This window comes from Hyphomonas sp. GM-8P (assembly GCF_003263315.1).
Lineage (GTDB): Bacteria > Pseudomonadota > Alphaproteobacteria > Caulobacterales > Hyphomonadaceae > Hyphomonas.
On record NZ_AWFE01000079.1, the window covers coordinates 1 to 19842 of the forward strand.

General features: G+C 53.2%; 16 protein-coding genes. 11 read left to right on the forward strand and 5 right to left on the reverse strand.

Going from position 1 to position 19842, the window contains the following annotated elements:
• Positions 1-247 (reverse strand): antirestriction protein ArdA (locus HY26_RS12240; protein ID WP_146740219.1); only part of this gene is annotated, 247 nt, incomplete at its 3' end.
• Between the two features lie 287 nt (positions 248-534).
• Between HY26_RS12240 and HY26_RS12245 the strand changes: the two genes are divergently transcribed.
• Positions 535-969 (forward strand): GNAT family acetyltransferase, encoded by a 435-nt coding sequence (locus HY26_RS12245; RefSeq protein ID WP_112073740.1) that lies wholly within the window; start codon positions 535-537, stop codon positions 967-969.
• Positions 970-1297: 328 nt separating this feature from the next.
• Here the strand turns inward: HY26_RS12245 and HY26_RS12250 are convergent, their stop codons facing one another.
• The 4 genes from HY26_RS12250 to HY26_RS12265 form a co-directional block, all read right to left on the reverse strand.
• Positions 1298-2116, reverse strand: a complete 819-nt coding sequence (locus tag HY26_RS12250; RefSeq protein WP_034742714.1) for a DNA -binding domain-containing protein — start codon at positions 2114-2116, stop codon at positions 1298-1300.
• Positions 2117-2414: 298 nt separating this feature from the next.
• Positions 2415-3464: a 4-hydroxy-2-oxovalerate aldolase gene (gene dmpG / locus HY26_RS12255; RefSeq protein ID WP_045699438.1), complete on the reverse strand. Its 1050-nt coding sequence runs from the start codon at positions 3462-3464 to the stop codon at positions 2415-2417.
• On the reverse strand, positions 3464-4411 hold the full coding sequence (locus HY26_RS12260; protein WP_112073741.1) for an acetaldehyde dehydrogenase (acetylating): 948 nt from the start codon (positions 4409-4411) through the stop codon (positions 3464-3466). Before HY26_RS12260 ends, dmpG begins: the two co-directional genes overlap by 1 nt.
• A 12-nt stretch (positions 4412-4423) precedes the next feature.
• Positions 4424-5212: a fumarylacetoacetate hydrolase family protein gene (locus tag HY26_RS12265; RefSeq protein WP_112073742.1), complete on the reverse strand. Its 789-nt coding sequence runs from the start codon at positions 5210-5212 to the stop codon at positions 4424-4426.
• Between the two features lie 128 nt (positions 5213-5340).
• Between HY26_RS12265 and HY26_RS12270 the strand changes: the two genes are divergently transcribed.
• From HY26_RS12270 to HY26_RS12315, 10 genes are all read left to right on the forward strand, one after another.
• The gene (locus tag HY26_RS12270) at positions 5341-6084 is read left to right on the forward strand and encodes an IclR family transcriptional regulator (RefSeq protein ID WP_158531488.1); all 744 of its coding nucleotides are present in this window, start codon (positions 5341-5343) and stop codon (positions 6082-6084) included.
• Between the two features lie 698 nt (positions 6085-6782).
• Positions 6783-7565 (forward strand): 3-(cis-5,6-dihydroxycyclohexa-1,3-dien-1-yl)propanoate dehydrogenase, encoded by a 783-nt coding sequence (gene hcaB, locus HY26_RS12275; protein WP_112073744.1) that lies wholly within the window; start codon positions 6783-6785, stop codon positions 7563-7565.
• A 72-nt stretch (positions 7566-7637) separates the two neighbouring features.
• Complete coding sequence (locus HY26_RS12280) at positions 7638-8729, forward strand: YCF48-related protein (protein WP_146740220.1); 1092 nt, start codon at positions 7638-7640, stop codon at positions 8727-8729.
• Between the two features lie 46 nt (positions 8730-8775).
• Positions 8776-11103: an RND family transporter gene (locus tag HY26_RS12285; protein WP_112073746.1), complete on the forward strand. Its 2328-nt coding sequence runs from the start codon at positions 8776-8778 to the stop codon at positions 11101-11103.
• 59 nt (positions 11104-11162) lie between these two features.
• On the forward strand, positions 11163-13085 hold the full coding sequence (locus HY26_RS12290; protein ID WP_034738354.1) for a hypothetical protein: 1923 nt from the start codon (positions 11163-11165) through the stop codon (positions 13083-13085).
• A gap of 52 nt (positions 13086-13137) precedes the next feature.
• Positions 13138-14553: an outer membrane lipoprotein-sorting protein gene (locus HY26_RS12295; protein WP_158531489.1), complete on the forward strand. Its 1416-nt coding sequence runs from the start codon at positions 13138-13140 to the stop codon at positions 14551-14553.
• A gap of 173 nt (positions 14554-14726) precedes the next feature.
• The gene (locus tag HY26_RS12300; RefSeq protein WP_112073748.1) at positions 14727-16613 is read left to right on the forward strand and encodes an AMP-binding protein; all 1887 of its coding nucleotides are present in this window, start codon (positions 14727-14729) and stop codon (positions 16611-16613) included.
• A 91-nt stretch (positions 16614-16704) separates the two neighbouring features.
• Positions 16705-17688, forward strand: coding sequence for an NADPH:quinone reductase (locus tag HY26_RS12305; RefSeq protein WP_112073749.1), 984 nt, complete (start codon positions 16705-16707; stop codon positions 17686-17688).
• 134 nt (positions 17689-17822) lie between these two features.
• Positions 17823-18863, forward strand: coding sequence for an alpha/beta fold hydrolase (locus HY26_RS12310; RefSeq protein ID WP_112073750.1), 1041 nt, complete (start codon positions 17823-17825; stop codon positions 18861-18863).
• Positions 18864-19103: 240 nt separating this feature from the next.
• A complete protein-coding gene (locus HY26_RS12315; RefSeq protein WP_112073751.1) occupies positions 19104-19841 on the forward strand; it encodes a GntR family transcriptional regulator in 738 nt (245 codons plus the stop codon).
• Position 19842: the final 1 nt, after the last annotated feature.

Below are 19842 nucleotides of genomic sequence, written 5' to 3' on the forward strand. Positions count from 1 at the left end.
TCAACAGATGCGACTTTCTGGTCGCACCATGAATTGACCATTCCTCCGCACCCGGTTCAGGCGACGCCGCCAGCATGGCGCGGACGCCCTGCATCATCTCGTCCGGTTCTGTCGCGTCGATCCACGCCCCGTGGAGCCGTCCATTATTATACGCGGCAAGACAGGCGACATAGATGCGGGGCGTGTCCCGCAAATCTGGTCCGGTCGCTGTTCCAAGGGGAGCGGGAGTCTCGTGTGAAGGGGTCATGTCAGCCTCGCAAAATTGAACCTCGCCCGCGTGCCTTTCCCGGCAGGCGGGAGGGGGCGGACGAAAGGTGCGGGCGCCCGGGCGTATGAGGGCCGGGGGCAAGGCGGAAAGGTAGGAGGCACGGAAAGAACCGGCGGACCCAGGTCACCGGCGCCTTGCGCGCGGGCCGCGCCCGGGCAGACGCGCCGTCCGCCCCCTCCCGGCTGCTGGGAAAGCTTGTCCACGCTTTCAAACACCAAACAGGCAGGCTGGTGCCGTGGATACGAATCCTTCCAGACCCGACAGCCATGGCCTTGGATATACGAGACTTCCGGGAAGCTGACCGCGCAGCGCTGATTGCGCTTTGGGAGGCGTGTGCGCTGACCCGGCCATGGGACGACCCGAATGCAGACATGGACCGGTCGATCGCATCCCGCGATGCCACGATCCTCGTCGGTACATTAGATAACGATGTCATTGCCAGCGCCGTGGTCGGCCATGACGGCCATCGCGGCTGGATCTACTATCTGGCTGTCAGCCCAGACCGTAAAGCCTGCGGCCATGGGCGCGAAATGATGGCCGAAGCCGAGCTTTGGCTGACGGCGCGGGGGACGCCGAAGGTGCAGCTCATGGTGCGCGGGGAGAACGAGACCGCGACTGCCTTCTACAATGCCCTCGGCTACGAGCGCCAGGATGTGACCGTTCTCGGCAAATGGCTCATGCCATCGCCCGAGGCAGATTGAGGTATCGAGAGGCCACGCGCGCCTGACCCCTCTGGCCGTAAGGCCAGTGGGAAGCAAAGCGCGGCCCCCGCCGGCGAGCCCCCGCAGCGCGCGGCGACCCGAACGGGTGGCCGCGTGACCGGAGACGAGCCGGGCCCGGTCAGGTGACGTGGACGAGGTGGAGGGCTCTCGTCTCCCGGACAGCCCCGCGTCAGCAGGCGGGGGAGGGGCGATGCTTACAAGTGCTTTGAGATACTAAGAGGTGTCTACCAGTTCGTAAGCCGCTAATCGAAATAGAGCGTTCGACCGGATGACGTCGTATGCGCTCTTCGATGTGCGGAGGGGCAGGTCAAAGGTTCTCTTCCAAAAGGGAGAAATATTCGCCGTCCCGAAGGCGCTGGCCCTTGGCGAGCAGGCGGGCCATTTCGGACTTCATGGCGGACGACGGTCCGCCCCATTCTTCCGAGATGCGCTTCTCACCATAGAAAATCGTCGCGGTTTCACGATAGGTGAGTCCCGCGTCGTGGGCATCCAAGGCGACAAGAGCGTTGCGATAGCCGAGGCCCTTGCGTGACCAGACAGGAGGCGACATGTCGTCGTCGCCGTAGACCTTCTGGGCACGGTTCAGCGCATTCACGTGATCCTGCATTGTGCTGAATCCCGAGATGGAGAATTCCATTTTTACAGGCTCGAGGGACAAGAGCGACTTGCCACTGCACCTGACCTGGATCGAGCACTTCTTACCTTTGACAAGGATGTGTTCGTGCTCGAAGGCATCCACGAGATGGATGATCTTGCAGAGGCGCGTGCTCTTTTCGAAGATTTCGTCGATCTCGCCGCGCTCTCTTTCACGCACGTGAACGGCGACCTTGCGGGGATAGGTCTTGTCGGACCAGAAGACATGCGTGGTAAGGGCCGACTGATCTGGGTTCGGAAAATAGAGAAGTCCCCAGTCTTCGGCTTGGCGGTCCTGCTCGCAAAGCCGGAGAAGCTGTATGTCACAACATGCCGTTCTTGTTTCAAAGTCAGGTTGCGCAGCATAGGCGGCGGCTTTCAGCGCGGAATTGCGCCGGGCGAATTCCCAGGCCCAGTTCCCGCGTGAGAGATTGGCGGTGTAGTCATACCTGGCGAGGGTATCGTTCAGGTCTTCTATCGTGTGAACAAGCATGGATCTGCCTCCCGCGTCAGGGGAATGCAGAAGGCGTGCCAATTTCAATTTATCATGGAAACTTCAAGGTTGCTCGCTTAGGTCAAAAGGCGATGAAAAAGTGCGCTCACCGAGCCAAAAGCACTGTACGCACATAAGCAGATTGAGCGTGTTCTGACTGCGCCGTTCGTCCAGACAGATTGAATCTCGCAGCCGTCACAATTACAACAGGCTGCATCGAGAGATTGATACCAGATAGATGATTGTAGTCTCGCATCGTGACCGCGATGCAAGACAACAGTCAATAAAGATTGGTCGCTCACGTCGCAAGTTTTTGAGTGGATTGTTGTTCTTTCAATATATCCAGGGCTACGTCGACGATCATATCTTCCTGGCCACCAACCATACGCCTACGTCCTAGTTCAACCAGGATTTCACGTGTATCGATCCCATAATCTTTCGCTGCCTTCTCTGAATGCCGGAGGAAGGACGAGTACACCCCGGCATAGCCCAGCGAGAGCGTTTCGCGATCAACGCGGACGGGGCGGTCCTGGAGTGGGCGGACAAGTTCCTCAGCGGCATCCATGAGCGCGAAAAGATCGCATCCATGCTTCCACCCCTTTCGCTCGGCGGCTGCGATGAACACCTCAAGCGGTGCGTTTCCGGCCCCGGCACCCATGCCGGCCAGCGAAGCATCCACGCGTCTTGCGCCATGTTGAACGCCGACAATGGAATTGGCGACGCCAAGCGACAGATTGTGGTGGGCGTGGATACCCCGTTCAGTTTCCGGCTTCAGGACTTTTTCGTAGGCTTGAAGCCGTGCGATGTATCCATCCATGTCGAGCGCGCCGCCACTATCGGTGACATAGATACATTCGGCACCATAGCTTTCCATCATGGCGGCTTGTTCAGCCAATTTCTCAGGCTCAACCATGTGGGACATCATAAGAAAGCCAACCGTGTCCATACCCAGATCTCTGGCAACACCGATATGCTGTTTCGATACGTCGGCTTCCGTGCAGTGTGTGGCGATCCTGACAGACCGGACGCCAAGCTTATAGGCATGCTTCAGCTCCTCAATCGTTCCGATCCCCGGAAGGAGGAGCGTGGTCAGTTTCGCCGTTTTCACTGAATCCGCGACGGCTTCAATCCACTCCCAGTCTGTGTGGGCACCAAAACCATAATTGAAGCTTGAGCCATTCAGGCCGTCTCCATGTGCAATCTCGATTGCGTCGACCCCGGCTTGGTCAAGGGCGGCGGCAATCTTGCTGACGTGCTCGATACCGTATTGGTGTCGGATCGCATGCATCCCGTCGCGCAGAGTGACGTCCTGAATGTAAAGATTGTCGGATTTGGGATCGAACGCCATCAGGCAGTCTCCTTGGCTAGCCGCCGCGCGGCGATCTTCTCAGCGGTCGCAATGCCAGCTGAAGTCATGATGTCGAGATTTCCCGCGTATGCAGGCAAGTAGTGGGCAGCACCCTCGACTTCCAGGAAGACGCTGGTCTTGATGCCTTCGAACGTGCCCAGGCCCGGAATCTTGACCGGGTTGTTCGAGCCGAACCGTTCGAACTGAACCTTTTGCTTCATCCGATAGCCGGGCACATAGGCGTTGACCTTTGCAACCATTGCTTCAATTGAGGCCTCAATTGCAGGCTCATCCGCGCCACTAGAGAGGGTGAATACCGTATCGCGCATAATCATCGGAGGCTCTGCCGGGTTCAGGACGATTATGGCTTTGCCTTTCCGGGCTCCTCCAACCTCTTCTATACCCTTTGAGGTTGTCTCGGTGAATTCATCAATGTTGGCCCGCGTTCCCGGCCCGGCTGACTTGGAGGCGATGGAAGCGACGATCTCCGCATAGTGGACTGTCGCGACGGATGCTACCGCTGCCACGATTGGGATCGTCGCCTGCCCGCCGCAAGTGACCATGTTGACATTTGACGCATCCAGATGCGCGTCACCATTGACGACGGGTATGACATACGGCCCGATCGCCGCAGGCGTGAGGTCGATCATCACCTTGCCAGCGGATGTGACGACTTCATTGTGCCGCTTGTGTGCGCCAGCAGATGTCGCATCAAAGACAATTCCGATTTCGGGCCACACGTCGAGCTTAACGAGACCGTCAATTCCTTCATGCGTGGTCGCGATACCCATGCGCTTCGCCCGGGCAAGGCCGTCCGAGTCGGGATCGATCCCGACCATTGCGCCCATTTCGAGACCCTTCGACTTGCGCATGACCTTGATCATGAGGTCAGTTCCGATATTTCCGGATCCGATGATCGCAACCTTGGTCTTCTTGAGAGTTGTCATTTCCTATGTCTCCTATTTCGCCGCAATTGCGAGGCGAACCGACCCAATACCTTCGATATCCGCTTCAAACAGATCACCAGGCCCCATTGAGGCCATCGGGCCAAGAGCACCTGTCAGAACGACGTCGCCGGCCTTGAGGGGGGCTCCGAGCTCTGCGCATTTTCGTGCGAGCCAGAGGGCGGCGTTTAGCGGGTTTCCAAGGCACGCGATGCCGGCGCCATATGAAACCGGGCGTCCATTGCATTTCATCACCATGCCGGCATTGACGAGATCAAGCCCATGCAGTGCACGAACAGGCCCGCCCAGGACATATAGGCCGGATGAGGCGTTATCCGCGATCGTATCCGAAATGCGGATATCCCAGTCCTTGATACGACTGCCCACAATTTCGATGGCAGGCACGACGTGGTCTATGGCTCGGATAAGTTCGCTTGGTGTTGTATCCTGCGCGTTGATGTCCCTGCCGAGTATAACGGCTATTTCAGCCTCGGCCTTGGGTTGTTGAGTTGCTGACAACGGAATTTCATCACCGTCGCAATATTCCATATCCGCGTAGAGGACGCCAAAATCGGGCTGGTCTACGCCAAGTTGATTTTGGACTGCCGCTGACGTCAGGCCAATTTTCCGGCCAACAATTCGTCGTCCCGCGGACACCCACCGGGCTGTGTTGATCGCCTGGACCTCGTATCCGGCTTGCGGATCAAGACCAATGAGATCACGCACTGGCGCGCAGTAGGTTTGTCCCGCGTGTGCGTCGAACAGTGCATCTGCAGCCTTCTGAATTTCATCTCTGGAGATCATGGTCTGGTTCGCGTCCGTAAGTGACTTGGAATGCAGATCGCAAACTACGCGATGTACTTGACACTGCAATCCGAGGCAGGCCAGCTACTATCACAATGTGATAAATGGAGATCCGTGTGACACGATCCATGTCTTCCTTCGACAAGGCGATGGCCTTGTTCGGAGCGCTTGTTGAGCAAGACGGTGTATTCGAATCAGACGCAATGAGTGTCCAGCTCGGAGTGCCGGAATCGACTCTGTACAGGCATCTGAATGCCCTCCATTCGGCCGGGCTCATCTGCCGATCCAAACGTGGACGATATTTGCCAAACCCTGTTTTTTTGAAGAAGCTGGAGGGGTTCACACCACATGCTGTGCTGTCGGAAATAGTACGACCCATTTTGGAACAACTAAGTGTCGCGTTGGAAACCACGACCCACTTTGGCATTCTGGAGAACGACATGGTTACCTACCTCGCGAAGGCGGTATTTGAAGGAGAGGAGGTGTTCACGCGCGAGAAAGGGCAGCTGGAGGCGTACTGTTCTGCTATCGGCAAGGTGTTGCTCTCGCACATGACGGTCGACGAGCGACAGGCGTATATAACCAGCGGGCCCTTTCCAAAGCTCACGGATAAAACGATCACGGACCCAGCCGAAATCGAACGAGAACTACATCGCACGCGCATTAGGGGATTCGGCGTTGACGATGGCGAGGTTCATAACGCACTTTATTGCATCGCTGTGCCAGTCTTCACTTCGCGGGGAATGGTCGTGGGCGCAATTTCTAGTTCATCTAGCCAGAGGTGGGCGAGTCCTAAAGAACAGCGTGATCGCCTGATTCAGCTCAACGGGGTAGCTCAGTCAATCTCTTCCACTTTAGGGGCCGGCGCCTGATCATGTGGAGATGAGAGGTCAAAAAAATGGGAGCCGCTTAGGCTCCCAGAGTTTGGCGGAGACCTAGCTCCGCCGGAGGAAACAGACTGGTTGTCGTATCTCTTGAGCGTTCCCTGACCTTGAATGGCAGTGAAGTTCAACCTGACACGACACATTTGGGTTGAGCCGCTATCCGGTTGCGCGTCAACCTGGCCGGATACGAATGGGTGGCATCGCTCCCACATTGTGAAACTTTATGAAATCTACGCGCTCGGGTGAACAGGATTGGAATTCTGTAGGCCTACCCATGATATTTGTGCGTCGAGAATATTCTCGAAAGCTGCCATGCGCGAATAATCGGAGATGTGGGAACATGGACTGCGTTCGGAGTGTTCCCGAACAACCGAGAGTAATATGTTAGTGCACGGAATAATGTTCCGGAGTCGGGAAGTGGTTTGTCGACATCCGGGGCGTAGGGAACTGTCCAATCCGGGAGTCAGATGCACTAAGTTGCGCTGGCGTCTGTTCCGTATGGCGAAATTAACAGCAGCTTCGATAGCACAGTTGCCTTTGGCCACATGCAGATTTCGATCCTTGCTACGGAATTTGAGCTCGCGCTGTTCGTAAATAAATATTGACACAATCAAAAAAATCATTTTTTCTCAAAAAAAGAACAAAATCTTGCGCCTCAAGCAAGGTTGTTAGGGAGGTACGTAAATATGCCAAAACTAAGCGGCAGTTCCGTTTTGATTACGGGCGGAGCCACGGGAATTGGTCGGGCGGTGGTCCATCATTTTGTCGAGGAAGGTGCCAGACTGTGTGTTCTGTGCGTCAATGACGAACAGGCGAGTTCGTTGCGGGGTGAGTTCGGGGCTGAGGTTGAAACAGTAATTGGGGATGTGCGCAGTCTGGCAGACAATCAGCGCGCTGCGGCCCTTGCCGTGGAGAGATTCGGTGGACTGAACACCTTTATCGGCAATGCAGGGATATGGGATTTTATTACGCCTCTGGAAGCGCAGGATGAAGAAAAGCTCGAAAGAGTCTGCGATGATATTTTTGGTGTGAATGTAAAGGGGTACGCGCTCGGAGCGTACGCGTGTCTTCCTGCGCTTCGCCAGTCTAAAGGGTCCATAATTTTCACGGCCTCTAGCTCAAGCTTTTTTACGGGCGGAGGTGGTCCGCTATATGTGGCATCGAAACACGCTGTGATTGGACTCATCAAGCAGCTTGCGAAGGAAGTCGCGCCAGACGTTAGGGTTAATGGCGTAGCTCCAGGAGGTACGATTACCAATCTTTCCGGGTCGCCCTCATCCGAGCACGCAAAGTCCCAGATGGCTGAGATTCCAGAGATCGACAAACTTATCGAGGGCATGACACCGCTCGGATTTGCCGCAAAGCCTGAAGACCATGTAGCGCTATATGCGTTGCTTGCCTGTCCGGTGTCGGCTCGATACGTCACAGGCACAACCATCTTGTCCGATGGCGGTATTGGCGTGGGCTGACCCAGCCTGAACGCGTTCACCAACTAAGTTGAAATTGTGCCAGCAGTGCTGGCGGTCTTTTGGATCAAATCTATGAACCTGCCGGTCTTCAAATTCGCTCATGCTACCGTTGCTGCTGGGGTACTTTACTTCTCCCAACCTGGGGCGCTGGCTGAGCAGGCCGTTTTACCGGCCCCCGACATAAGCCCTCGGTCAAATATAGAGCTACCAACTGACGGACGTGTACGGTTTGTTCCTGATAATTTATTTGCCGTCGATTTTGTCTCTGATTCTGTGGGTTGGGCGGGTGGATACTACGGGACGCTACTGAAGACCGAGGATGGAGGAGGGCACTGGAAGCGCGAGCCCTTACCGTTTACGGACTTAATTAGGCGGATCGACTTTGTGGACGAGTCCGTCGGCATTGCTGTCACGAGTAGAGGAAAGATCCTGAGGTCTGAAGACGGGGGCGCACATTGGGAAGTTGTGCATATTGAGTCGGGCATTAACTTGCGAGATGTCTACTGTCTCGACGCCCAGACAGCTTGGGTCGTCGGACATGAGGCTACAGTGCTTCACACGTCCGATGGCGGTAAAACGTGGCAAACTCAGGCGTTATCCGGATATCAGGGACGTGATCTACCGAGATTGAATGGCATTACACGTCTCGAGGACGGGCGGTTGGTTTTGGTTGGGGAGTTCGGCCTGATAGCGTCGTCAATCGATGATGGATTGAGCTGGGAGGTGCTGGACGCGCCCGATGCCTCGGTCACATTCACAGCGGTAGATGCATGGCGTTCGGAGGCGCTAATATCTGGGCTTGGCGGCAAGCTTACAATGGTTCGATTTGGTTCGGACAGTGACGTTGAAGAGGGCTCGGGACGCTTAATGGACCGTGTCCCGACGATCACAGCTTTGTCCTCGGGGACAGATGCGCATTTGTTCGATCTAACATTAGACCAAGATGGTGACGGAGTGATCGTAGGCCAGGGCGGTGTGGTCCGTGTAAAAGCTGGATTGCCTGTATCGGATTTGTTGCCCTTGGAGAGTAAGCCAGGATTCCTTTGGTACGGAGGAGTCTCTAAAACATCAGAACACGGAGGGTATGTTGTCGTTGGGGCGAACGGTGCCGTACTAAAAACCGAATTCGATGTCTCAGATCCGGAGCCGTTAGTGCGGTGGTAACAGGAGTAGTTCGCTTGTTGCAAATTCAATCAAAGGCTCAAATTCAGTGGTAAGTTATATTTCGAATTTCGTCATAAGATTTCCCAGAATCATTCTGGCAATCGCTTTTCTGGTCACATCGGGGGCGGCTTATTTCGGCGTGACAGGTGTCTCGTTGAAGGTCGTTATCGAAGATATGCTGCCTGCAAACCATTCGAATGTCGAACTCTATAAGGAGTTCCGGAGTCAGTTTGGTGGAGTCAATAATGTCCTTGTCGAAGTCGAAAATAAAGCAGGCGACATCTACAATTCGGACTTTCTTGAAACGTATCGGGAAGTATCAGACGAGTTCTATTTTCACGATAACAATATCCGCCCTCTGTTTGAGGCGGCCAATCTCCGGAAGACGAGATCGGTGGCCGGCGGGGAGGGGCAAATTCTGGTCAGTCCTCTTATGTGGCCGGAAGTGCCCCGCTCTGAGTCTGATATGGAGCATTTCAAACAAATCGTCAGGGGGCAGTTTCTCGGCTCATTGGTCTCACTGGATGAGCATTCAATGCTTATTTCTGCCGAGCTTTCAGAGGAGGTGGATTCTCGGGAGTTTGTCGCCTTTATTGACAATCTAAAATCAGAATTCTCGACGAAAGATGTAAAAATATCAGTCGTTGGCAGGCCCGTACTTCTGGGCACGGTTAAGAAATATCTGCCTCATATGCTGTTGGTTTTTGCGGCCTCTGTGCTGGCTATCGCTGCCGTCCTATTTTTCTATTTCAGGTCCTGGGTGGGCGTTGCTGTTCCAATGCTCGTGGCCTTCGCCGTCACGATTTGGGGCTTTGGCGTCATTGGCTTGGTCGGTTACAATCTTGATCCCCTGTTGCTCTTGCTCCCATTCTTCGTCTTCGCCACTGTTTTATCCCATTCAGTTCAATTCGTTTCGCGCGTTTTCGATGAAATCGAAAATAGTGCCACCATGCGTGACGCAGTAAAAGAAGGCCTTGAGCGCCTTCTGTTCCCGAGCACTGCGGCTGTGATTACCGATGCAGCTGGATTTACGGTTCTGGCTCTGGTGACTATCCCAAGCATACAGTCGCTTGCCTTCATTTGCACGTTTTGGCTTCTAACGCTGACCCCGGGAATTATTGTTGCTGCGGCGTTCATGGCGGTCCTTCGGAAGCCGACAAAATTCCGCACCACCTTACCCGGTCAAGCCGTATTGGCCAAAATTTTTGGGCTGAAAGCGTCCAGATATGTATTCCTCCCGGCTTTTGTCGCTGCGTTGATTGCGGGCATTTTCATTTCGCAGGGGCTAAAAATAGGTGACGCAGAAGGGAGCCCGATCCTGTGGAAAGATTCCCAATACAACAAAGATGTCAAAAAAATCAACTCGAGCTTTGACCGTGTCGGTACGGATGTAATGCAGGCCTATTTCTCCGGTGATGGAGAGATAATGCTAGATCCGCGTGTGTATCATCAGATCGAAGCATTTGATCGCTATATTTACGAACGAGTTCTTCCCGCAACTCGCGCACAAAGCCTTGTTCCAATTGTAAAAAATATCAACATGGTTTTGTGGGAAGGGGACCCTTCATACCAAACAATTCCTGATACAGAAGAAGAAATAGGGTTTAACATTCACATGTTCCGGTCTGGCGGTGAGCCAGGAGACTTTGCCGCCTATACGAACCCGGAATGGAGCATCGGTAAGCTCTCAATTTATACGGGGGAGCATAGTGCTGACACCGTGAATGCGTTGATGGCGGCGGGCCATGAATTTCTAAACACCTATCAGTTTTCAGATGGGGAGCCGCGTGTGAGGTTCGCCGGCGGACAGATCGGTATAATTAAGGCGAGTAACGACGAGATCGAGCACAAAGAAAATGTACTCCTTATTGCCATTATCATCGTTATCGCAGTTAACCTGCTCTGGCTATATCGATCACCCGCAGTCGCAGTCGTGATCATACTTGTACTGACGACATCTCACTTTATCACCATGAGTGTCATGACGCTTATGGACGTGGGGATGAACTTGAATACGCTGCCGCTTGCTGCGTTGGGTTTGGGCCGTGGTGTTGATTACAGCATCTACATGGCAGACCGGATACGCGACGAAATGAGGCACGGCCATGAATTCGCGAAGGCGACGGGCCGGGCGTTCAACACGTCTGGTATTGCCGTGATAGTTACGGCACTGACGATGATACTGCCGCTATTGCCGTGGTACTTCCTGTCTCCGATCAGGTTCCAAGCCGAGATGGGCGTTCTGTTGGCGATCATCTTGATGTTCAACATGGTGGGGGCGCTCACTGTTGTGCCTGCAGCAATCGGCTTGCTGAAGCCGCGGGGATTTCCGTTTAGCACACAGAAGAAAATAGTCAGGGCGATGGTTGGTTAGATTGAGGGCGATAGAGCCTGGCTGCGCATCGGAAAAAATAGAAAGTGAGGGAGAGAAAGATGAACACCAAGAATAAAAAAACTAAAACTAAGTCGCAAAAGCTATGCCTGCTCGGGGCTACAGCATTTTCCACAGTCCTTATGATGCCGCTAGCAGCGAATGCCGAGTCATTGGCTGAAGCGCTGAACCTGCCCGACAATGTCTGGGTGGGCGGACGTCTGACGCAAGGGACGGGCGTCTATTTTGACCGGTATGGTGGTGGAACTGGAGTGGGGCCCTCCCAGTTTGTAGCGCAGCTTCAGGCTGAGTGGACTCCCAATAGCAATGTGACGGTTGTTTCCGATTTTTGGCTGCGCGGCGATTGGTACTATGATCTTGATGACGGAGATTCAATCGGACCTGGCACGCAAGACTTTACTAAGGGCCCTCCGTTTCTAGATCGCTTTGATTTTTTACTCTCGCAGGATGGGGCGCTCACGCTTCCTGAACCGTTTGGTAATAGCGGTGAAGAAAATCGCATACTCGATGATTTCGAGCAGGATGTGATTAGAGAGCTGTCGATAGCGTTTGCTGATTCAGAGGGACGCGCGTCTCTAAAAGTCGGAAAGTTTCAGCGAGGGTGGGGGCAAGCAGATGGTCTGCGCCTTCTTGATATTCTGAACCCACAGGATCTCCGCCAAAGGAGTATATTTACAGACACCGAGGATTTGCGGATACCTCAGTGGAGTGCTGCCCTATCTTTGGATATTGACCAGCTTGGGTTGGCTGCTCCTTTTGAGGGGCTAGGACTCAAGGATCCATCACTGGAAGTGATCTACACTCCGGTGGTACGCCATTCCGAATTCATCGTGAATAATCCCACGCCGAATTCCAGCACGTCCGGAGGGCCCTTCGGACTGCCCTTTCCGAGATTGGTGGAAGGGCAGTCCGGTTTTGGAATGCCTTTGTTGGGAGCAAAGCTGTCGGACAAGGAAACAGACGACTGGGAAGATTCCGAGGTCGGCATGCGGCTAAAATTCGATGTCCTTGGCGGGCAGGGGACAGTTAATGGTTTTTACGGTTTTCAGGATCTGCCGATCGTCGTCAACACCGGTGCAACAGTTCATATTGGCACATTTATCGGAGATCCAAATGCAGCGGGCGTTGTCAATGTGCCCATTGATCTCCCAACCACCATAGGTGCGATGAATGCGCCGGGTCAGTACGTTGATTTCATCCAGTCTCTAGCAGCTGGGACTGCGGCGCCAGGGGACTTTCCTTTAATTCCGTTCGGCTGCCTTGATATTCTGGATCCGGCGGCGGGAGGGGTGCCGTGTTCTATTACTGCAGATTTTGACCTCGATTACACACTCCGGCAAAAGACCGTCGGTTTTTCATTCACACGCGATATGACGGAGTTCCGATTCGGTAGAAAGGATGTCTCTCCGGTACTGCGTTTGGAGGCGGCATACGAGTTTGACAAACCCTTCAACAAGGGGGTGATTCAGAACCCCTTTGTGCCCGGGCGGATGACCGTCGGCACACCAGCTCTCATCACTACCCGTGACGACACAATCGCGAGACGAGATCAGCTGTCTGTCCTGGTCGGATTTGATTATAATTTCTGGGTGCCGGGGTGGGAATCGCAGCGCAGTTCGATTTTTATGACAACTCAGTTTTTCGAGATCCATACCGAAGATGCTGATGGGCTCCTGTTTCAGGCGCCTTACGCGCTTACAAATGTTGAAGAGAACCAGGAATTCATAACTCAGACGTACACGAAGGGTTTCTTAAACGACAAAGTGACTCTGGATGGCTTGGCGATCTGGGACATGGATAAAGGTGGCGTTGCGATAAGGCAGAGAATAGATTTCTCCGTAGGAGGAGGAAATTGGAAGCCCAGAATTGAAGTGGGCTACTTTAGCGGGAAGGATGAGCAGGGCCTTTTGGGGCTCTATAACAAATCGGACTACGTTGAGTTTTCTCTGACCTACCAATTCTAGAGAAACATAACGATAACGCAAAGATGTCTGGTTCTTGATGATGGAGAAGAAAATGAAACGGTTAAGCTTGAAAAGCTTTCTGATCGGAGCGACGGCGCTTATGGCAGTTGCGACTGCAGCAACGCCCGTAGCGAATGCACAAGAAGATTATATCGAGCGCTGGAAGGCGTTTGCCAAGGAGACGGGCTTGCCCGAACACAAAGCCTGGGCTGATATGCTTGACAATGATGAGACCCGAAAACTTGAGAAAGAGTGGAAGGATTTCAGAGGTTACACGGCCTCGAGCCTCATAGAGGACGCCGATATTCCGGGCGAGCTAAAACCAGGGTTAATCATCACGAAAGACAACCTGGCGTCAATGCCTTGGTTGTCAGACTATCTTCCAAAGTTCTGGATTGATCGGCTCAATAGTGAGTGGATGGGTGTCAAGGGTATCCGCATTGTTCCCACGAACCATTATTATATGCAGAAAGCTCTGCTAGATGCGACCAAGAAGCTGGGCAAAGATCCCTTCACGATTAATGAAAAGGGCGAGTTGGTAGACAGGGACGGAAAGAATGGCGTTCTCACAAAGAGCGGATTGCCTTTCCTGACACCAAAAAATGGTGATGAACTAAACTGGTTGTTCAATGCGCACGGCGTGGGAACAGAAGATCTCTGGTTCAACCCGGTACTGATGACCGGCTGTAGCTCCAGCAATAAGGTCGAACGCTCTTACACAGGCAATATTTGGTGGCGCAAGATGGCGGGTAGAGTTGGTAAAACTCCGCTCGGTAATGTTCCGGGATATGAAGGTGTCACCGAAGCGGGTTCTTTGCTACTAACTTCGCCTAGGGATGTGCGAGGATTAGCCGGTGTCCGACTTCGGTACGCGGATGCTGACAAAGATGACAACTTCAAGATTTTCATCCCTACGCTCCGTCGTACTCGCACTCTTACTGGTACCAATGGCCAAGATCCAATTGCTCCGTCGCTGGAGCTCACTTGGGATGAATGGCGTAGTCAGTGGACCAAAACTGATAAACGCAAATTCAAGTACACCATGGTTAAAGAGGGCTTCGTATTAGCCGCACCGGAGGTTGGTGCAGCATACGATCCTTATCGTCCGGATGAGGCGCATTGCGCTTTGACGGGAATTGTCGACATGGAGCTGAGGCCGGTATGGGTTTATGATATCGATGATCGCACCAACAGCTACCAGTACTCCAAAAAACGCATTTGGGTAGATAAGGAACTCTACTATACCCAGTGGGTGGAAATGTACGATCGTCGGGGTAACCTATGGCGGACTTGGGACGATTCACGCTGGTGGCAGCCCACAACGGGACTCGCAATGTGGCGTTCAGTGATCATTCCAAACGTGATTTCACAGCGTCACACAATTCTCAGTATAACGTCAGATTGGGACAAAGTTGATCAGATGGACAACTCATTGTTCGACGTCGATAAGTTGAGGGATAGACGCTAATCAGAATCGGGTTGGCATCGATTAGGTTGCCAACCCGAGACCTGTTGTCAGGCGCCATTTCATAAAAAAATTGGGGACAATCCCTTATAGGCTGCTGGACCGATTTTGGTTGAGCGGTGTTCATGACCACAAGGACGGTAAGATGGAATTCTACCGTATTGGAAGACATTTGTATGGGAAATTATAGAGCGACATACCAAAAATGGGAATCGGCGCCTGATGAATTTTGGGAAGAAGCCTCCCATGCTGTTGAATGGCACAGACCTTACGACGTACTTAGAGAATCGAAAGGTCATACGACCCGCTGGTTCGTGGGCGCCGAATGCAATATCTGCTGGAATGCATTGGACCGTCATGTGCGCGATGGCCGCGGAGATGACTTGGCGCTGATTTACGATAGCGCAATGACGGGAGCCGTACGGAAGTATACCTATTCTGAACTGCTCGATGAGGTTGGTGTACTTGCGGCCGTGCTGAAAGAGCGTGGGGTGAATGCTGGCGATCGGGTCTTGATTTACATGCCAATGGTTCCCGAGGCTGTGATTGCGATGCTTGCGACGGCGCGCATCGGAGCAGTCCATGTGGTCGTATTCGGGGGGTTCGCAGCTAGAGAGCTTGCCACTCGAATCGAGGACGCGACGCCAAGAATTGTGTTGTCAGCGTCCTGCGGGCTCGAGCCTGGTCGTATCGTTGAGTACAAGCCTCTCCTTGATGAGGCGATCAGGCTCAGCCCGCACAAACCTGAGTGTTCAATCATTTTCCAGCGTTCTAGCAGGACGTGCGAGCTTGAGCATGAGCGGGACTTCGACTGGGCCGCCCTGGTTGAAACCGCAAGAACGGCTGGCGAGAGAGCCGAATGTGTGAGCGTGGCGTCTACCGACCCGCTATACATTCTGCATACATCGGGGACGACTGGAAAGCCGAAGGGTATTGTCAGGGATCACGGGGGGTATGCGGTCGCTCTCAAATGGTCGATGGAATATGTATACAATGTCAAACCGGGAGAGGTGTTCTGGGCCGCATCGGATGTAGGATGGGTCGTCGGTCATTCGTATATTGTGTATGGTCCGCTTCTTAACGCCAGTACGACAATACTGTTTGAAGGAAAGCCGGTCGGAACACCAGACGCTGCAACCTTTTGGAGGGTGATTGAGCGGCACCGGGTTAATACGCTCTTCACGGCACCCACGGCGTTCAGGGCGATCAAGAAAGTCGACCCAGCAGGCTCATTACTTTCCGGTTACGATCATTCCAGTTTCAGACAGCTGTTTCTTGCGGGTGAACGAGCAGATCCTGACACGATCCAGTGGGCAGAGCGTCTCCTTGATGTACCAGTCGTAGATCACTGGTGGCAGACTGAAACAGGGTGGCCGATTGCAGCCAATCCGTTGGGAATAGAACAGCTGCCAACAGAATATGGTTCTAGTACAGTTCCTATGCCTGGATTTGATGTTCGCATTGTGGATGAGAGCGGCTCTGAAATGCCGCAAGGTGGGCACGGAGCTATTGTCATAAAGCTGCCGCTTCCACCGGGGTGTTTGCTGTCACTGTGGGAAGACGATGAGGCATTTCTAAAATCATACTTTGAGGAATACCCCGGATACTACAAGACTGGGGATGCCGGATACATAGACGATAAGGGCTACATCTTCGTCATGAGCCGCGTTGACGACATTATTAACGTTGCGGGTCATCGCCTGTCCACTGGTGCAATCGAGGAAGTGGTGGCGGCCCATCCAGATGTCGCGGAGTGCGCCGTTATTGGAGTTGCAGATTCTTTGAAGGGAGAATTACCAATTGGGCTCATCGTTTTGAACGATGGGGTCACGCGTGCAGAGGAAGAAATTACGAGAGAAATCGTAAACTTGGTGAGAACCGAAATTGGTCCGGTGACTGCCTTCAAGCGTGTCATCGTTGTCGATCAACTTCCAAAAACAAGGTCGGGAAAAATTCTACGGAGAACGATCAAGAGCATTGCGGAGTCGCAAGACTATGTCGTCCCCGCGACAATCGATGATCCGCAGGTATTGAAGGATATCACATCAGCCATTGCTCGGTAGGCCGTATCCGACCTCACCACAATGGCAAATGTCTTGGCGCCCACAAATGAGTAATTTTTGAACCTGGAATTGACGCCAGAAAGGAAAAAACATGAAAGCGTATGTCTACGAAAATACGGGGCCCGCTGCGGACGTATTGACGCTGCGCGAGATGGTGATGCCGGTGCCTGGGGCCGGCGAAGTTCGGGTGCGGTTAAAATGGTCGGGTGTGAACCCTTCTGATGTCAAAACCCGCAGTGGGCACATCCCCTCCACAATCCCATTTCCACGCATTCCTCATAGCGACGGAGCCGGACTGGTCGATATGATTGGTGATGGCGTTGACGATTTTCAGCCAGGCGATGCGGTTTGGGTCTGGAATGCCGCATGGAACAGAAGCAATGGAACTGCGGCTGAATTCGTTGTGCTGCCTTCTGAGCAGGTCGAGCATATGCCGGACGGGTTGGCGCTTGAGAACGGTGCATGTCTCGGCATTCCTGCAATGACCGCCTGTCATGCCGTCGCAACTGACGGAGGAGTTCGAGGGCAGATTGTCCTCGTCGCGGGTGGCGCGGGTGCGGTTGGCCATTACGCGATTCAGGCGGCAAAATTTTGTGGTGCCAGAATTGTCATTGCGACAGTCAGCAGTGAGGAGAAGGAGGCCCTAGCGAGGCGCGCAGGAGCAGATTTTGTATTCAACTACAAAACAGACACGCTGGTCGATGAAATCAACAAGGTTACGGACCATCGGGGCGTCGACCGGATTATCGAAGTAGACCTGGCTGCCAACATTCAAACAGACGTGGCGATTATGAAAGAGGGGGGGCTGGCCGTCATCTATGGCAGCAGTCAAAAAGAAATCGCCTTGCCTTTCTCGCCGTCCATCGGGCGCAATATCTGTTATCGCTTTTTCATCGTGTACAAATTATCCAGGTCAGATAGGCAAAGAGCCCTGTTGGTGCTCCAAGACATGCTTAAGGACAAGAACGTCCTGCATAATATTGCAAAAAAAGTGAGCTTTGCAAATCTCGTGGAAGCCCATGAACTGGTTGAGAGCGGAGCGTTGCCGGGCAATGTCGTTTTGAGAATTGAATAGTTCGGCGGAGAGCTATGCGGTCAAGTTATTTGGAGCAGCAGGATACCTCCCGAGGGGCTTTCCGGACTTGCTTTTTGGAACCGGCCTTCACGGACGCACAGAGACAATTTTGATTTCTGATTTCGGAAAAAATCATGCAACAAAGAAGCTCACAATTCTTGACTGTCGGCTCTACCCGAATTCACGCCGTGTGCGAAGGCGAAGGCCCACTAGTCATACTCGTTCACGGCTTTCCGGAATCCTGGTATTCGTGGCGCCACCAGCTTTCAGCTTTAGCCGAGGCCGGTTACCGGGCCGTTGCCATTGATCTAAGAGGCTATGGGCGATCATCCAAATTCTTGGACTCCGAATATTATCTGATCAAGTCTGTTGTCGAGGACATCGTGGGTGTGGTCAGGGCGTTAGGTGCCTCAAGTGCCGTTGTCGTTGGGCATGACTGGGGGGCAATGATTGCCTGGACAGCGGCCTGGTTGCATCCTGAAATCTTCCGTGGCGTTGTGGGGCTTGCAATTCCTTTCTCTGGGCGCGGGCTAATTGCTTTGCCTGGCTCTCCTTTCGGTGAACGCTCTCCAGAAGATATTCACAAAGAATTGGCTGGACCAGACCAACAATTCTATCAGGACTATTTTGGTTCGCTGGCACCGGCCATACGGGAATTCGAAGAAGATTCGGGTGGTTGGATCCGCGACGTTCTGTGGGCCTTTTCAGGCGAGAGTATGAAGGCTGCGGGTTTGTCTGGCCTATTGGATTTACCGCAAGTGGACATCATACGTGCGAGTGCCCTTAGTATACCGTTTGGTGCTCGAATGCGGGACAAAATGCATGCGCCCGCCGATCTTCCGGTCTGGTTGAGAACGGATGATCTGGAGTTCTATACGCAGGAATTCGAGCGGTCCGGAATGATAGGGCCTTTTTCCTACTATCGAAGTATTCAAAAGAGTTGGGAGCAGCTTGCGTCACATGACGGCACTCAGCTTCGTCCACCTGCGATGTTTATTGGAGGAGAGTGCGATGTCACGACAGGATGGGGACTAGAGGCAATTGATCGTGTAGGTGAGTTCGTTCCGAATTATGTCGGGTCACACATTCTGTCCGGATGCGGTCATTGGATCCAACAAGAACGGCCTGAGGAAGTAAATGAATTGGTTTTGAGATTCATGAGAGAGCTTGTTTGAGGCGCGCTACGCGGAAGTGCGTACGCTAACGTGCGTCTGTATTATCTCCCGAGTGAACATTTTATCAGGCGCTTGGGCAAAGGATAATGAACACGAATTTTCGGGCGTGCGTGGGACTCTATGGCCCAGACGGAATGCTGAGAAATTGGGGAATGCATCCTGAATTTTGTTGACATAAGAAAAAAAATAATTTTATTTGATAAAAAAGAATAATCCAAGGTGAGGAAGAGGCTATCAATCATGTCCACGGGTGAAATGTTCCAGCGTCGGACGGAAACTGAGTCCGAATCAGACGGGCCTCGGAGCCTGATTGAGTCGACTTACGAGCAGTTGAGTCTCGATATTGTACACGGCAAGTATGGGCCGGGTGACAAGCTGCGACTTCAGCCACTAAGTGAAAATTATGGAGTGAGTGTTGGCACTGTGAGGGAGTCGTTATCTCTCCTCGTGTCGGATGGGCTCGTCCTTACTCAATCCCAAAAAGGTTTTCGAGTGGCGCCAATGTCGCTTGTAGATTTTGAGGATTTGACCAAGGCGCGGGTCCTGCTGGAAGCATCAGCGTTGCGGGATAGTATCGTATCCGGGAAAGATGACTGGGAAGGTCGGGTTGTCCAAGCATATCATCGACTGTCCCTTGCGGAGAAAAGACTCGAAGCTAACCCAATCGCAGGATTCGAGATATGGGAGCAGCGAAATCAGGAATTTCATGATGCGCTCGTATCGGCTTCTTCCTCTCGCTGGGTGCAGAAATTCCGAGTTATTCTCTACAAGCAGGCGGAGCGCTACCGGCGTTTGTCTACAGCCAGTCGAGTAAGCCCTGGCGTGTTGGCCCATGCTGAGCACGAGAAGATTTTCGAGTTGGCCATTGCGCGCGACGCCGATGCGGCTGTTGAGGCGCTCTCTATTCATATTTGGTCAGCAGTGGAGTTTCTGAAGGGCAGTGGTCTGATTTTGGAAAGTCCGGACAAGGAAGGCTAAT

Bases quoted from the DNA above. Each gene is read 5' to 3' on its own strand.
- HY26_RS12310 (WP_112073750.1), top strand. From the start codon at position 17,823: ATGCAACAAAGAAGCTCACAATTCTTGACTGTCGGCTCTACCCGAATT.
- HY26_RS12280 (WP_146740220.1), top strand. From the start codon at position 7,638: ATGAACCTGCCGGTCTTCAAATTCGCTCATGCTACCGTTGCTGCTGGG.
- HY26_RS12245 (WP_112073740.1), top strand. From the start codon at position 535: ATGGCCTTGGATATACGAGACTTCCGGGAAGCTGACCGCGCAGCGCTG.
- HY26_RS12305 (WP_112073749.1), top strand. From the start codon at position 16,705: ATGAAAGCGTATGTCTACGAAAATACGGGGCCCGCTGCGGACGTATTG.
- HY26_RS12315 (WP_112073751.1), top strand. From the start codon at position 19,104: ATGTCCACGGGTGAAATGTTCCAGCGTCGGACGGAAACTGAGTCCGAA.
- HY26_RS12250 (WP_034742714.1), bottom strand. From the start codon at position 2,116: ATGCTTGTTCACACGATAGAAGACCTGAACGATACCCTCGCCAGGTAT.
- HY26_RS12290 (WP_034738354.1), top strand. From the start codon at position 11,163: ATGAACACCAAGAATAAAAAAACTAAAACTAAGTCGCAAAAGCTATGC.
- HY26_RS12270 (WP_158531488.1), top strand. From the start codon at position 5,341: ATGTCTTCCTTCGACAAGGCGATGGCCTTGTTCGGAGCGCTTGTTGAG.
- dmpG (WP_045699438.1), bottom strand. From the start codon at position 3,464: ATGGCGTTCGATCCCAAATCCGACAATCTTTACATTCAGGACGTCACT.
- HY26_RS12300 (WP_112073748.1), top strand. From the start codon at position 14,727: ATGGGAAATTATAGAGCGACATACCAAAAATGGGAATCGGCGCCTGAT.
- HY26_RS12260 (WP_112073741.1), bottom strand. From the start codon at position 4,411: ATGACAACTCTCAAGAAGACCAAGGTTGCGATCATCGGATCCGGAAAT.
- hcaB (WP_112073744.1), top strand. From the start codon at position 6,783: ATGCCAAAACTAAGCGGCAGTTCCGTTTTGATTACGGGCGGAGCCACG.
- HY26_RS12295 (WP_158531489.1), top strand. From the start codon at position 13,138: ATGAAACGGTTAAGCTTGAAAAGCTTTCTGATCGGAGCGACGGCGCTT.
- HY26_RS12265 (WP_112073742.1), bottom strand. From the start codon at position 5,212: ATGATCTCCAGAGATGAAATTCAGAAGGCTGCAGATGCACTGTTCGAC.